Source organism: Pyxidicoccus trucidator (genome assembly GCF_010894435.1).
Classification (GTDB): domain Bacteria; phylum Myxococcota; class Myxococcia; order Myxococcales; family Myxococcaceae; genus Myxococcus; species Myxococcus trucidator.
Genome location: NZ_JAAIXZ010000001.1, coordinates 1,174,184 through 1,187,147, shown reverse-complemented (window position 1 = coordinate 1,187,147; position 12,964 = coordinate 1,174,184). Strand labels below are relative to the sequence as shown.

Below are 12,964 nucleotides of genomic sequence, written 5' to 3'. Positions count from 1 at the left end.
ACGTCTCAGGTTTCCATTCACTACCAACTTTGTGTGCTGCCTGTACGCAGCATGAGGAGCGAGCGCCATGACGCCCGGTGCCACCCCTTCCGCGAATGCCCATGCCCTCGACCCCGTCGATGGCGCCCCGAACGTGAAGAGCAATTACGTGGACTGTGCCACCAACGTGGTCAGCCCCCGCCGACGCAGCCCGCTGCCGCCGCCGGCCACGCCGCCTCTGGCGGACGCGACACAGGCTGGCTGATCCCCTTGCCCGGACAGGGTTTTTCCACCCTCCCGGGCATTTTACTGTCTGACGGCGGCTTTTTTCTTCTCAAGGAATGCGCCGCCGCGCGTCTTTGGTGGGAAACCACCAGCTGCGCAAGCGTGGGGCGTCATGGCAAACCTCTTCAACCGGGAGCGGAGGCGCTTCGAAGCGTTCATCCGCCAGCATCGTCCTGGCCTTCTGGGCCTGGCACGCCGGTTGTGCGCGCGCTCGAGCCTGGAGCCGGAAGACCTGGTCCAGGAGACCTTCGAGCGGGCGATGCCAGAGTTCGACCATCTGAAGGACAGGACGGACTCGGCGGCGGCGGCCTGGCTCTGCACCACCATGACGAATCGCTTCCTGGACTACTGCCGCCGACAGCGGACGGAGACCCGGGGGCTGCCCCACCTGGCGCTGGTTCAGGACGCGGTGTTGTCACCGGAGGGCTCCCAGGAGAACTGGGAGCTGGTGAACAACGACGAGTTCCAGAAGGCCATCGAGCGGCTGAAGCCGCACCTGCGTGACGCCTACCGGCTGCACGCGGAGGGCAAGCGCTACACGGCCATCGCCGAGCATTTCAACGTTCCCGTAGGCACGGTGGGCAGCTGGCTCACCCTGGCGCGCAGGGACCTGAAGGAACTGCTGCTGCCCCAGGTGGCGGTAGCCCGGGAGCAGGGGGCAACGAGCTCATGAACACGCCATGCACCAAGCTGCATCTCTTCGTGGACGGGGAGCTGTCCGCCACCGAGGCGGACGCCTTCCGCCACCACCTCACGCGCTGTGCCGAGTGCGAGGTGGGGCTGAGGGACTTGCTCCAGCTGGAGCTGCTGGCCTCGCGCGCCCTGGCGGGTGCCGGGAGCGAAGGGAGTGATGAGGCGGACAGCCCCGCCAAGGTGACGCCGCTGCGGCCCTGGCTGCACCGGGCCTACCGGGCGGCGGTGCCGGTGGCGCTGGCGGCGGGACTGGCGGCGGTGGGGGTGTATCGCCTCCAGGCGCAGCCGGAGATGCCGGCCGAGGTGTGGCTGGCGAGCGCGGACTCGCGAATGATGGACTCGCGGCTGAGCCACCCGAAGGCGGACCGGTTCCGGCCCTACATCCCGATGCGGGGCACGACGCTCTCCACGGAGGCGCTGCCGCTGCGCCCGCTGGCGGAGCTGGAGGAGCGCCAGGACTTCCGCGGCATCGCCGCGGCGTATGCGCTGCGCGGGGACTGGCAGCAGGCGGAGGCCTTCCTGGCCCGGGCGGCCCCGTCCGCGGACAAGGACAATGACCGCGCGGTGGTGGCGCTGAGCCGCCAGCGCTGGGAAGAGGCGCTGGAGCTGCTGGGCGGAGCGCTGCGCCAGGAGCCGAAGCACCCGCAGGCGCTGTGGAACCGCGGGCTGGCGCTGCGCGGCCGCGGGCTGCTGAAGCAGGCGGAGGAGTCCTTCCGCGAAGTGGCGGCGCTGCCGGGGCAGGACGAGGGGTGGAAGGAAGAGGCGGAGGCCCGGGCGAACGAGCTGCGCGAGCTGAGGGAGTCCGAGGGCGCGCGCTGGCAGAAGCAGGTGAAGGAGGCGTGGGGGCAGCTGGCCAACGGCACGGCGGACGTGAAGCAGCTGGCGCAGCAGCCGGCGGTGGCTCGCGCGGCCCTCTACGAGGCCGTGCGCACGGCCACCACGCCCGCCGCGGTGAAGGCGCTGGCGCCGCTGGCGAAGGAGCTGGACCGCGTGGGCGGTGGCGCGGTGCTGCAGGACTACGTCCGGGACATGGAGGCGCGGGACTTCAACGCTCGCGGCCCGCTGGCCAGCGAGTACGCGAAGCTGGTGGAGGGGAAGCCCACGCCGGGGCTGGTGGAGGCGCTGCGCCGCTCGAAGGAGTGGGATTTGTACTTCGGCGCGCTGGTGCACACCGGCGAGGCGTCGAAGGACGCCGAGGCGCTGAAGGCGCTCCAGCGCTTCGCCCATGGCTCGAGAGACCCGTGGCTGAACCTGCTGGCCGAGCGCGAGCGCGCCCGGAGCGAGGAGCTGGCGGGCCGCGCGAGCAGCGCCGAGCAGCTCCTGCTGGCGACGCTGCGCACCTGCGAGGCGTACGACAAGCTCTTCCACTGCGCTGAAATCAACTAGCGCGGGGTGACACGCCGGGCCCCGTGACGGGCCCTCCGAGGAGGCCGGCCTGACGAGGGTCGGCCTCTTCGCGTTTCAGGGGCCGCGCCTGTCTTCCACCGGGCGGAAGGCCGCGCGAGGAGGAAGCCCGGGGCGGGTGGGGCGTGGCAGGCTCGGTCGGGAGTGGCACTTCCCCGGAGAGAACGATGCCCCCTTCCGCACCGCGCAACATGCGTGACTACGAGGCCACCCGGAGGGACTTCCGGTGGGAGCGGCCCGAGCACTTCAACTTCGCGGCGGACGTGGTGGACCGGCACGCGCGCGAGCGGCCGGACGCGCTGGCGCTGCTGTGGTCCGACGAGGCGGGACGGGAGCAGCGCTTCACCTGGGAGGAGCTGCGGCGGCACTCGGTGCACGCGGCGCGCTTCCTCACCGGCCTGGGGCTGCACAAGGGCGACAGGGCCTTCATCGTCATGCCGCGCGTGCCGGAGTGGTGGTTCCTGGTGCTGGGCTGCATCCGCGCCGGCATCGTCTTCATGCCGGGCACGCCGATGCTCACCGTGAAGGACATCCGCTACCGGCTGGTGGCCGCGGACGCCAACGCCGTCATCGCCGACGTGAGCTGCCTGGCGCACTTCGAGGGCCTGGCCGGCACGGGCCGTGTGGAGACCTGGGTGGCGGTGGGGGAGGGCGCCCCTTCGCCGTGGGTGCGCTACACGCCGGGCGCGGCGGGCACGGGGGCGCATGACGCGGCCTTCGAGCGCACGCGCGCGGATGACCCGCTGCTCATCTACTTCACGTCCGGCACCACCGGCATGCCGAAGATGGTGCTGCACACGCAGGCCAGCTACGGGCTGGGGCATGAGATTACGGGGCGGTACTGGCTGGACCTCACGCCCGAGGACAGGCACCTGACGCTGAGCGACACCGGCTGGGCGAAGTGCGCGTGGGGCAAGCTCTTCGGGCCGTGGAGCCAGGGCGCGTGCAACGTCGTCTACGACTTCCGGGGCCGCTTCGAGCCGGCGAAGCTGCTCGAGGTGCTCCAGTCCCAGCAGGTCACCACCTTCTGCGCGCCGCCCACCGCGTGGCGGGCGCTGGTGCTTCAAGACTTGAAGGGCTTCGACTTGTCCTCACTGCGGCACACGGTGAGCGCGGGCGAGCCGCTGAACCCCGAGGTCATCGACTCGTGGAAGGAGGCCACGGGCCTGCACATCCGCGAGGGCTACGGGCAGACGGAGACGGTGATGGTGGTGGGCATGTTCCCCACGGTGGAGCCGCGCGCGGGCTCCATGGGCAAGCCGTCCCCGGGCTTCACGGTGGGGGTCATCGACGACGCGGGCCGGGAGGTGGCGGACGGGCAGGAGGGCGACATCGCCGTGCGCGTGGCGCCGGAGCGGCCGGTGGGCCTGTTCCAGGGCTACCTCAACGACGACGGGGCCAACGCGGCGTGCCGGCGCGGGGACTGGTACGTGACGGGGGACCGCGCGGTGCGGGACGCGGAGGGCTACTTCTGGTTCGTGGGCCGCGCGGACGACGTCATCAAGACGTCCGGCTACCGGGTGGGCCCCTTCGAGGTGGAGTCCGCGCTGCTGGAGCACGCGGCGGTGGCGGAGTCGGCCGTCATCGGCGTGCCGGACGACAAGATTGGCCAGCGCATCAAGGCGTACGTGGTGCTGGCGCCGGGCCACACCGCGTCCCGGGAGCTCGCGAAGGAGCTCCAGGAGCACGTGAAGCGGACGACGGCGCCCTACAAGTACCCGCGCGACGTCGAGTTCGTCACCGAGCTGCCCAAGACGGTGAGCGGCAAGATTCGCCGCGCGGAGCTGCGGGCCTCGCCACCGAAGCCCGCGTGAGCGTCACGCCTCGAAGAGGACGGGGAAGCCCAGCAGGGCGCTGCCCTCCTGGGTGAACCAGCCCTCCGCCACGGCGGCGTGCTGCGTGAGGGTGTGGATGTCGCGGAAGCGCCGCTGGAGGGGCGAGCTGTCGCGCACGGAGGTGCCGCCGCCGGCGTGGTAGCAGGCCGTCACCACCTCCGCGGACGTCTCCGCCACCCACGTCAGCGTGGAGGACACCTGTGCGGCGTGGGCATAGGCCGCCTGGGGAGACTGGAGGCAGGCCTCCCAGAACACCTCGCCCATGCGGCGCAGCGCATCGTGCGCGGCGCGTGCACCCGTCTCCGCGCGGCCGAGCCGGTTGCGGAACACGGGCGAGTCGACGAGCGAGGTGCGCGCGTACAGCCGCCGCTTGCCGGAGCGCGCGAGGACGAGCAGGTCGTCCACCGCGCCCTGGGCGATGCCGGCCGCCACCGCGCCGATGTGCAGCGCGTAGTGCAGCACCGGCATCACGAAGCCCGGGCCGGGCACCGAGGGTTGGCCGGCGAAGATGTCGAAGGTGCGATGCGGAGGGATGAAGGCGTCGATGACGATGTCGTGGCTGCCGGTGCCGCGCAGGCCGAGCACGTCCCAGTGCTCCTCGATGCGCACCTCGCGGCCGGGCAGCATCATGGCCCGCGTCTCAGGCATGCCCTCGGCGGGGCCGGGGCGGGGCTTGCCGTCGGGGCCGAGCACGATGCAGTTGCCGAACAGCCAGTCACTCTGGCGGCAGCCGCTGGCGAAGCTCCAGTGGCCGGTGACGCGGTAGCCCCCGTCCATGTGCACCGCCTGGCCCTGGGCGTTGAAGGCGCCGCCGCAGGTGACATCGGGGCCGTTGGCGTAGATGGCGTCGAACTCCTCCCGGGGGAGGAGGGCGAAGAGCTGGGGGCTCTCCGACGCAATCATCATCGTCCAGCCGGCGGAGGCATCGGCACGGGCCAGCTCGGCCAGCACCTCCATGCCCGTCACCAGGTCCAGCTCCAGGCCACCGTGACTGCGTGGCACGAACATCCGGTAGCAGCCCGCTTCCTTCAGCGCGGCCACGAGGTCCGGAGGGAGCTGCCCCGCCTTCTCTATTTCCGCGCTCCGGGAGGCCAGCTTCGGGGTCAACTCGCGTACCGCGTGCAGCAACTTCGCTCCAGCGTCCGTGGTCATGGTGGGGGGCTCGGTGGGGGAACCCCGTAACGATGCACGATGCTTCCGGTCAGCGGAAGAAAAGACAGACAACGCGCCACGATGCGCGGGTATGTCAAACGCGCACCCCTGAGACCTTCAGCTGCGACGGAGGGTGAAGACGGCGCGCTCGGGGGCTGCGCCGACGCGGTGCTTCCGACCGCCGCGTCCAGCGCACCGTCTCCACTGCGCGTCTACTTGTTCCACTCCGTGTGGACGAAGCCGGCGTCGGGCCTGTCGCGGCGCTGGTACGTGTGGGCGCCGAAGGCGTCGCGCTGGGCCTGGGTGAGGTTCTGCGGCAGCTCCGGGCTGCGGTAGCTGTCCAGGTACGCCAGCGAGGCGCTGAACACCGGTACGGGGATGCCCTCCTTCGTGGCCACGCCCACCAGCTTGCGCCACGCGGGCGCCAGCTTCTCCAGCACCGGCGCGAAGGCGTCCGACACCACCAGGTTCGGCAGGTCCGGCTGGTGCTCGAAGGACTCGCGCAGCGGCGTCAGCAGCTTCGCGCGGATGATGCAGCCGCCCCGCCAGATGCGCGCCATCTCCGCCAGGGAGATGTTCCACTTGTACTCGTTGGACGCCGCCTGGATGAGCCGCATGCCCTGCGCGTACGTCACCACCCGCGCCGCGTAGAGCGCGTCATGCGCCCACGCCGCGAGCTGCGCCTTCTCCTCCGCGGTGAGCGCCTCGGACGGGCCCTTGAGCTTCCTGCTCGCCGCCACCCGCTCGTCCTTCATGGAGGACAGGGTGCGCGCGTCCAGCGCCGAGGCGATGGAGGGCACCGGGACGCCCAAATCCAGCGCCACCTGCACCGTCCACTTGCCCGTGCCCTTCTGGCCGGCCTTGTCCAGCACCAGGTCGACGAGCGGCTTGCCCGTCTCCGCGTCCTTCTTGCGCAGCACCTGGATGGTGGTCTCCAGCAGGAAGGACTCGGCGATGCCCTCGTTCCACTTGGAGAACAGGTCCGCCAGCGCGTCCGCGCCCAGCCCCAGGCCCCGGCGCAGCACGTCATACGTCTCCGCCAGCAGCTGCATGTCCGCGTACTCGATGCCGTTGTGCACCATCTTCACGAAGTGGCCGGCGCCATCCGGCCCCACGTGGGTGACGCACAGGCCCGACTCCGCGCGCGCGGCGATGGCCTCCAGCACGGGGCGCACCAGCGCGTACGCCTCCGGCGGGCCGCCCGGCATGATGGACGGGCCGTGGCGCGCGCCCTCCTCACCGCCCGACACGCCCACGCCCAGGAAGTGCAGGCCCTTCGTCTTGCACAGCTCCTCGCGGCGGCGCGTGTCGAGGAACCAGGAGTTGCCCGCGTCCATGATGACGTCGCCCGGCGACAGCAGCGGGAAGAGCCGCTCCATCATCTGGTCCACCGCCGCGCCCGCCGTCACCATCAGCAGCACCCGGCGGGGGCGCTCCAGCCGCTGGACGAACTCCTCCAGCGACGCGGTGCCCTTCACCTCGGGGTGCCCGTGCTTCTTGTGCATCTCGTCGATGCGCTCCACGTGCCGGTCCCACGCCGTCACCCGGAAGCCGTGGTCCGCGATGTTGAGGGCGAGAGCCGCCCCCATGACTCCCATGCCCGCCACGCCGAACTGCGCGCCCGCTGCGTCACTCATGGTTCCTCCCGAAGTCCCGTCAGGCCCACTCACCGCCCGGCGGCGGTGGGGTCCAGCATCCACTGTGTGTTCGTCACCCGCGCCGCCGGCAGGGACACGTCCCCCGCCAGCGCGCGGCGCACCGCGTCCCGCTTGGCCTCGCCCGCCACCAGGTTCAGCACCGCGCGCGCCGACAGCAGCACCGGCAGCGTCAGCGTCATCCGCCACGGCGGCGGCTTGGGGCCCACCACCGCCAGCACCCGCCGCTCGCGCTCCTCCAGGGCCGGGTGGCCAGGGAAGAGGCTCGCGGTGTGCCCGTCCGGGCCCATGCCCAGCAGCACCACGTCCAGCACCGGCGGCAGCGTCGCCTCGTACTCGCGCGCGGCGGCGTCGCGGTCCTCGCGCTCGCCCTGCATGCGAAACACCTGCGAGGAGGGCAGCCGCAGCGGCCGCAGGAGCGAGTCCTCCACCAGCCGGTAGTTGCTGTCCGCGTGGTCCGGCGGCACGAAGCGCTCGTCCACGAAGAAGATGTCCACGCGCTCCCACGGGAGCTTCAGCTCCGCGAGTGCCCGGTACGCGGGGACCGGCGTGCCGCCCCCCGACAGCGCGAGGCTGGCGCGGGGCCGCGAGGCGAGCGCGTCCTGGAGCGAGCGCGCCATCCAGGCGGCGGCCTCCTGGGCGAGGGACTCCGAGGGGACGATTCGTGGAGGTGCGAAGCTCATAGCCGTGTCCACCTGCGGCCGTCGCGGGCCAGCAGCGCGGCGGCGGCGTCAGGGCCGGAGGTGCCCGGCGCGTAGGGGTGCACCTCGCCGCCCACGCCCGACTCCAGCGCCTGGAGGATGGGCGTCACGTAGCCCCAGGCCTGCTCCACGCTGTCCTGCCGCGCGAAGAGGGTGGCGTTGCCGCGCATGCAGTCCAGCAGCAGCCGCTCGTACGCCTCGGGCACCGGCTTGTCGAAGCTCTCCGCGTAGTTGAAGTCCATAGTGACGCCCGCGATGCTGACGTCCTCGCCGGGCACCTTGGACTCGAAGGAGAGGGCGATGCCTTCCTTCGGTTGGATTCGCAGGGTGAGCACGTTGGGTTGCAGCCGCTGGCAGGTGGCGCCCTCGCCCGCGAACAGGCCCACCGGCACCGACTTGAAGTGGATGGACACCTCCGTCAGCCGCGCCTTCAGGTTCTTCCCCGCGCGCAGGTAGAAGGGCACGCCCTGCCAGCGCCACGAGTCCACGTTCATCTTCATGGCCACGTACGTGGGCGTGCGCGAGTCGGGCTTCACGCCCTTCTCCTCGCGGTAGCCGTGGTACTGGCCCGCCACCACCGCGTGGGACACGTCGCGGCCCTCCAGCGGGCGCAGCGCGCGGAACACCTTGTTCTTCTCGTCGCGGATGTCCTCCGCGCCGAAGGACACCGGCGGCTCCATGGCGCACAGCGCGAGCACCTGGAGCAGGTGGTTCTGCACCATGTCCCGGATGACGCCCGTCTCGTCGTAGAAGCCGCCGCGGCCCTCGACGCCAATCTTCTCCGCCGCGGTGATTTCCACGTGGTCGATGTGGTTGCGGTTCCACAGCGGCTCGAAGATGGCGTTGGCGAAGCGGAAGACGAGGATGTTCTGCACCGTCTCCTTGCCCAGGTAGTGGTCGATGCGGAACACCTGCCGCTCGTCCAGCACCGCCGACAGCTCGCGGTTCAGCTCGCGCGCGCTCTCCAGGTCGTGGCCAAAGGGCTTCTCGATGACCAGCCGCTGCCAGGGCTTCTGGTGGGGGTGCTCCTCGCGCGTCAGCAGGCCGGTGCTCGCGAGGCCGTGGAGGATTTGCGGGAAGGTGGAGGCCGGCGTGGCCAGGTAATAGAGCTGGTTGCCCTCGGTGCCGTGGCGCTGGGAGACCTGGTCCAGCTTCTCCTTCAGCCGGGCGAAGGAGGCCGGGTCGTCGTAGGCGCCGGAGACGACCTCCAGGCGCGGGGCGAACTTCTTCCAGGTGGCCTCGTCCAGCGGCTGCGTGCGGGCGAACTTCTGGAGGCCCTCCTTGACGTGCTCGCGGAAGGCGTCCCCCTCCAGCTTGGAGCGGCTGTAGGCGACGACGGCGAAGTGCTCGGGGAGGAGGTTGGCGCGGGCCAGCTCGAACAGCGCGGGGAACAACTTGCGCTCGGCCAGGTCTCCCGTGGCGCCGAAGATGACCACGGTGCACGGGTCCGGACGCCCGGCGCGCAGCACCGGGTCTCCTTCACGGGGGTGGGTCTCGATGTGCAGGCCCTGCGCGTCCATGCCGCTGCCTCCTCCGGGGTTCACTCGGGCGGGCACCTTACGCCGCCTTCGTGTGCACCGGGCAAGTGCGAGTGTGCGCAGTGACGTGGGCGTGACGTCTGCTCCGACCGGGGAATGAATCGGGGAGTCCGTCGCGCGGGCGTCCCCACGCGGGTTTCGCCCACTGCTAACGGGCGGACGGTGCGGGCGCTCGCCAATGGAGCCGCGCCTCCGCGCGCGGCCAGGCCGGTCAGTGCGGCAGCACCGCGCCCCCGGCCGTGGGGATGATGTTCTGATTCACATGGAAGAGGTTGTCCGGGTCATAGCGGTTCTTCACCTCCACCAGCCGGGCGTAGTTGTCCCGGTAGGTTGCCTGCACCCGCTCCTGGCCCTCGTCCATCATGAAGTTCACGTAGGCGCCGCCCGCGGAGTAGGGATGCAGCGCGTCCCAGTAGTCCTTCGTCCAGGTGGAGATGTCCTGCGCCCTGCCCGGCGAAGGGTCCACGCCGACGATGACCTCGGCCCATTGTGCATCCCGGAAGCTGAAGGCGGTTTCACCGGGGCCCACCCGGTGCGCCGCCCCATTGATGGGGTAGAGGTGCATGGTGGAGTGCATCGTCGGCAGCCGCTCGGCGAACTCCACGTGCCGGGCGATGGCCGCGTCTGGCAGCTCCTTCACGAAGTCCGCGCGCCAGTACCACTGAAGGCCCGGCGGGTAGAGCCCATCGAAGGCGCTCTGCAGCATGGGGAAGGGCATGTCGTGCACGCCGTGCAGTGCCGGGGCGAGCGCCCGCACCGGCGCGAACAGCTCGTCCGCGTGCGCCGGGTCCCCGGTGTAGCACCACACCACCGCGCACATCTTCTTCAGGTGCAGGTGCTCGGGGAAGGGCGGCGCGGGTGGCACCGTCATGAAGGCGAAGAAGCCGTTGAGCTCCTCCGGCGCGGAGGCGATGAACTCGCGGTACCACTGCATCACCTCGGTGGCGCGCTCCAGGGGCCAGAGGGTGGGGCCGCCGATGATGGTGCCCACCGGGTGGGCCCGGAAGAGGAAGGAGGTGACGACGCCGAAGTTGCCGCCGCCGCCGCGCACCGCCCAGAACAGGTCCGGGTGCTGGTCGGCGCTCGCGGTGACGAAGCGCCCATCCGCGAGCACCAGGTCCACGGCGAGCAGGCTGTCGATGGTGAGGCCGTAGCGGCGCGTGAGGTGGCCCAGGCCGCCACCGAGGGTGAGCCCGCCCACGCCCGTGGTGGAGATGATGCCCGAGGGGACGGCGAGGCCGAAGGCGTTGGTGGCGTGGTCCACGTCTCCCCAGACGCTGCCTCCGGAGACGCGCACCGTGCGCGCGTTGGGGTCCACCCGGACGCCTCGCATGCGCGACAGGTCGACGACGAGGCCCTGGTCGCAGAGGCCGAGCCCGCCGCCGTTGTGCCCGCCGCCACGGATGGCCAGGGTGAGCTTCTGCTCGTGGGCAAAGCCGACCGCGGCGAGGACATCCGCCACGTCGGCGCACCGGGCGATGAGCGCCGGGCGCTTGTGAATCATGGCGTTGTAGAGGCGGCAGCTCTCCTCGTAGTCGGCGTCCTCGGGCCGGACGAGTCCGCCACGCAGGCGGGCCCGTAGCTGCTCCACTCGGTCGGGCGTCAGCCCGGGCGGAAGGCCTCCGCCGGCCTGGGCGTGCGCACGCTGGGGGTCCAGGGTCATGGTGCTCTCCTCGGCGGGGCGCGGTAGGAGCGCCCCGCACATCCATGAACCTAGGACTGGCCGGCGCGCGCAGCCTGCCTGCCAGTACAGGCGGGCGGGACGGCGTGCCCAGGCACGCACCGGGCGGTGACGGCAGGTGCGACGCTCGGCGGGTCCGACGCCGTAGGGTGCGGTGGCTTCGCTGTGTCATCACCGCGCTGAGCAGTGCGCAGCCGCCTCGGCCTTGCAGGTGACGTCGCATCCCCACTCGCTTCGGGACATCGCGTTCAACCGCGTCGCCCTCTTTGGGTGTGAAGCAAGCCACAGGACTGCGTCACCGCAATCGGCGAGCCGCCGCGCCTGTCGGCCTGGCGGGAGCTCCGTTGCCGGTCAGGCTTCCTCGTCGGGCAGGAACGTGCGGAGCAATTCGTCGTCAGGGCCGAGCGGTCGCCAGCCCGCCGGAGGTGGCGCGGCACGGAGTGCTGCCTTGGCCTGTCGGACGCGTTCCTTGTGGGTATCAGGGGTGTAGGCGAACCACGAGCCGAACGCTTCGGCAACACTGAAGCGGTTTTCGTCGTCCAGGACGGCCGGCCAACCGTCAGGGAGACTCTCGGACAGCAGCCGTACCAGCACATCGCGTACGAAGCGGGTGACCTGCTTGCGCTGCTCAGCCTCGGCGTGCAACCCGCCCAACACCTGCACGCCTGCGACGTCGTCCTTGCCAAGCTCCTCGGCCAGCAAATGCAGCGGGACGGCTGGTCGTGCCTCGGCGAAAGCGGTGAGCGAAGTGAAACCTCGCTCACGGACCCGCTCATAGATGCGGACCCTCCAGTGCCCCTCCCAGGAACGGCCCTCGCTCATTTCCCCCTCCATGGGGTGAAGCTCATTGGAAGATGGTAGTCCTTCATCCGCTTCCCGACGAGCTTCAGGATCTCGCCCCGCGTCAACATCCGGCCCGCGTCAGTCTCGGCCTCGCGCAGCGCCTGCATGATCAACTGACTCCATTCGCCGGGCCAGGTGCGTCCCAGGCGCCAGTTGCCACCGCCGTGAATCGCCTGATGCTTCGCCGTCTCCAGCTTGACGCAGAACTGGTCGATGTCCATGGCGCCCGTGAAGCCGCGCTTTTCGAACCACGCACGGTGCTCTTGCGGGAGGACGTGGTGTTTCGGTGCCTCGGACATGCCGGCACCTGCCCTGCCGGTCTCGTGCATGCCGCGAACCTCTGGACCGTCGCCCAGCGCGTCACGCACGCCCCGGGGCAGGTCCCCGTTCGACTGCGCCATCATCACCTGGCCCGCGTGGATACGGACGGCGGCGCTGGCGACCGGGACGGAGATGACACCTGCCTTCACGAGTCGGCGAATCATCTCCACCCACTCGGCGGAGACGACAATCCGCGAGCCCGTCATGATGCCACCCGAGCCCATCACAAGGCCCATGCCGACCGTGGCGGGAGCGGCAGGCGGCAGCCGTGGCAACGACAGCTTCAGCGTCGAGACCAGGGTTAGCATCTCGATGAACTGCGCCGCCGCCACGAGCTGCCCTCCGCGCTCCGTTGCCACGCGTGCTCCCTCGCGGATGGAGTGGAACTCGCGGGTGAGCTGCTCCATCTGTTCAGGCATCGCGCTCGCCGTTGCTTCGACCGGCCCGGGGGCCTGTGACGCGAGCGCGGCCAGGGCGGGCTCCATCCGCCGCTGCACGCGGTGCATGTCCATGAACAGCCGCTCCACGCTGTAGAAAGGGCACTGCCGGAGCACGACGTCAGAGAGGTTGAGGAAGTCGAGCCAGGCAGCGAGCAGCATGGTGCCGAACATGGCCGCCTGGAGGCGGGGCCCCGTCAGCTGGAGAATGCCCAGCTCCATGTCCGCATCCACGGCCTCCGCGGCCGCATCCGCAATCGTGGTGGCGCCACCATGTGCGTCGTGAAGCCAGGGCAGCTGGCTGGAGCCGTAGTCGATGTAGCGGGTGAAGACGCCGTTGGCCCGCCGATACCCCTCGTGCGAGCCTCGAGCCCACGGAGTGAACGGGCGAGCTCCTCCGTGGAGCTCTCCACTTCCTCTACGGCATCGAGGACCGCTTG

At 70.7% G+C, this 12,964-nt stretch carries 11 protein-coding genes; 4 read left to right on the top strand and 7 right to left on the bottom strand.

Annotated elements, in window-relative coordinates; all coding sequences use genetic code 11:
* Window positions 1-67 precede the first annotated feature (67 nt).
* From G4D85_RS04890 to G4D85_RS04875, 4 genes are all read left to right on the top strand, one after another.
* Window positions 68-244 (top strand): hypothetical protein, encoded by a 177-nt coding sequence (locus G4D85_RS04890; protein WP_164006670.1) that lies wholly within the window; start codon window positions 68-70, stop codon window positions 242-244.
* A gap of 132 nt (window positions 245-376) precedes the next feature.
* Window positions 377-937, top strand: a complete 561-nt coding sequence (locus G4D85_RS04885; RefSeq protein WP_164008323.1) for an RNA polymerase sigma factor — start codon at window positions 377-379, stop codon at window positions 935-937.
* Window positions 934-2,343 carry a zf-HC2 domain-containing protein gene (locus G4D85_RS04880; RefSeq protein WP_164008321.1) on the top strand — a complete coding sequence of 470 codons (1,410 nt, stop codon included), beginning with the start codon at window positions 934-936 and terminating at the stop codon, window positions 2,341-2,343. The genes G4D85_RS04885 and G4D85_RS04880 overlap by 4 nt, the downstream gene beginning before the upstream one ends.
* 185 nt (window positions 2,344-2,528) lie before the next feature.
* Entirely contained in the window at window positions 2,529-4,175 is a 1,647-nt protein-coding gene (locus G4D85_RS04875) for an acetate--CoA ligase (RefSeq protein WP_205525419.1), read from the top strand.
* A 3-nt stretch (window positions 4,176-4,178) separates the two neighbouring features.
* On the opposite strand, the gene G4D85_RS04870 is transcribed toward G4D85_RS04875, so the two are convergent.
* The 7 genes from G4D85_RS04870 to G4D85_RS04840 all read right to left on the bottom strand — a co-directional run bounded on the left by G4D85_RS04870 (window position 4,179) and on the right by G4D85_RS04840 (window position 12,746).
* Window positions 4,179-5,348, bottom strand: a complete 1,170-nt coding sequence (locus G4D85_RS04870) for an acyl-CoA dehydrogenase family protein (RefSeq protein ID WP_164008319.1) — start codon at window positions 5,346-5,348, stop codon at window positions 4,179-4,181.
* A gap of 212 nt (window positions 5,349-5,560) precedes the next feature.
* Window positions 5,561-6,985 carry an NADP-dependent phosphogluconate dehydrogenase gene (gene gndA / locus G4D85_RS04865; protein WP_164008317.1) on the bottom strand — a complete coding sequence of 475 codons (1,425 nt, stop codon included), beginning with the start codon at window positions 6,983-6,985 and terminating at the stop codon, window positions 5,561-5,563.
* A gap of 29 nt (window positions 6,986-7,014) precedes the next feature.
* Window positions 7,015-7,686 carry a 6-phosphogluconolactonase gene (gene pgl, locus G4D85_RS04860; RefSeq protein ID WP_164008315.1) on the bottom strand — a complete coding sequence of 224 codons (672 nt, stop codon included), beginning with the start codon at window positions 7,684-7,686 and terminating at the stop codon, window positions 7,015-7,017.
* Window positions 7,683-9,224, bottom strand: coding sequence for a glucose-6-phosphate dehydrogenase (gene zwf / locus G4D85_RS04855; RefSeq protein ID WP_164008313.1), 1,542 nt, complete (start codon window positions 9,222-9,224; stop codon window positions 7,683-7,685). Before zwf ends, pgl begins: the two co-directional genes overlap by 4 nt.
* A 229-nt stretch (window positions 9,225-9,453) precedes the next feature.
* Window positions 9,454-10,905: an FAD-binding oxidoreductase gene (locus G4D85_RS04850; protein ID WP_164008311.1), complete on the bottom strand. Its 1,452-nt coding sequence runs from the start codon at window positions 10,903-10,905 to the stop codon at window positions 9,454-9,456.
* Window positions 10,906-11,274: 369 nt separating this feature from the next.
* Window positions 11,275-11,745 carry an NUDIX hydrolase gene (locus tag G4D85_RS04845; protein WP_164008308.1) on the bottom strand — a complete coding sequence of 157 codons (471 nt, stop codon included), beginning with the start codon at window positions 11,743-11,745 and terminating at the stop codon, window positions 11,275-11,277.
* The gene (locus G4D85_RS04840) at window positions 11,742-12,746 is read right to left on the bottom strand and encodes a DUF2380 domain-containing protein (protein ID WP_338052861.1); all 1,005 of its coding nucleotides are present in this window, start codon (window positions 12,744-12,746) and stop codon (window positions 11,742-11,744) included. Before G4D85_RS04840 ends, G4D85_RS04845 begins: the two co-directional genes overlap by 4 nt.
* Between the last annotated feature and the right edge of the window lie 218 nt (window positions 12,747-12,964).

Coding starts and splice junctions, on each gene's coding strand:
- G4D85_RS04890 (WP_164006670.1), top strand. CDS start 68: ATGACGCCCGGTGCCACCCCTTCCGCGAATGCCCATGCCCTCGACCCC.
- G4D85_RS04885 (WP_164008323.1), top strand. CDS start 377: ATGGCAAACCTCTTCAACCGGGAGCGGAGGCGCTTCGAAGCGTTCATC.
- G4D85_RS04880 (WP_164008321.1), top strand. CDS start 934: ATGAACACGCCATGCACCAAGCTGCATCTCTTCGTGGACGGGGAGCTG.
- G4D85_RS04875 (WP_205525419.1), top strand. CDS start 2,529: ATGCCCCCTTCCGCACCGCGCAACATGCGTGACTACGAGGCCACCCGG.
- G4D85_RS04870 (WP_164008319.1), bottom strand. CDS start 5,348: ATGACCACGGACGCTGGAGCGAAGTTGCTGCACGCGGTACGCGAGTTG.
- gndA (WP_164008317.1), bottom strand. CDS start 6,985: ATGAGTGACGCAGCGGGCGCGCAGTTCGGCGTGGCGGGCATGGGAGTC.
- pgl (WP_164008315.1), bottom strand. CDS start 7,686: ATGAGCTTCGCACCTCCACGAATCGTCCCCTCGGAGTCCCTCGCCCAG.
- zwf (WP_164008313.1), bottom strand. CDS start 9,224: ATGGACGCGCAGGGCCTGCACATCGAGACCCACCCCCGTGAAGGAGAC.
- G4D85_RS04850 (WP_164008311.1), bottom strand. CDS start 10,905: ATGACCCTGGACCCCCAGCGTGCGCACGCCCAGGCCGGCGGAGGCCTT.
- G4D85_RS04845 (WP_164008308.1), bottom strand. CDS start 11,745: ATGAGCGAGGGCCGTTCCTGGGAGGGGCACTGGAGGGTCCGCATCTAT.
- G4D85_RS04840 (WP_338052861.1), bottom strand. CDS start 12,746: ATGGAGCTGGGCATTCTCCAGCTGACGGGGCCCCGCCTCCAGGCGGCC.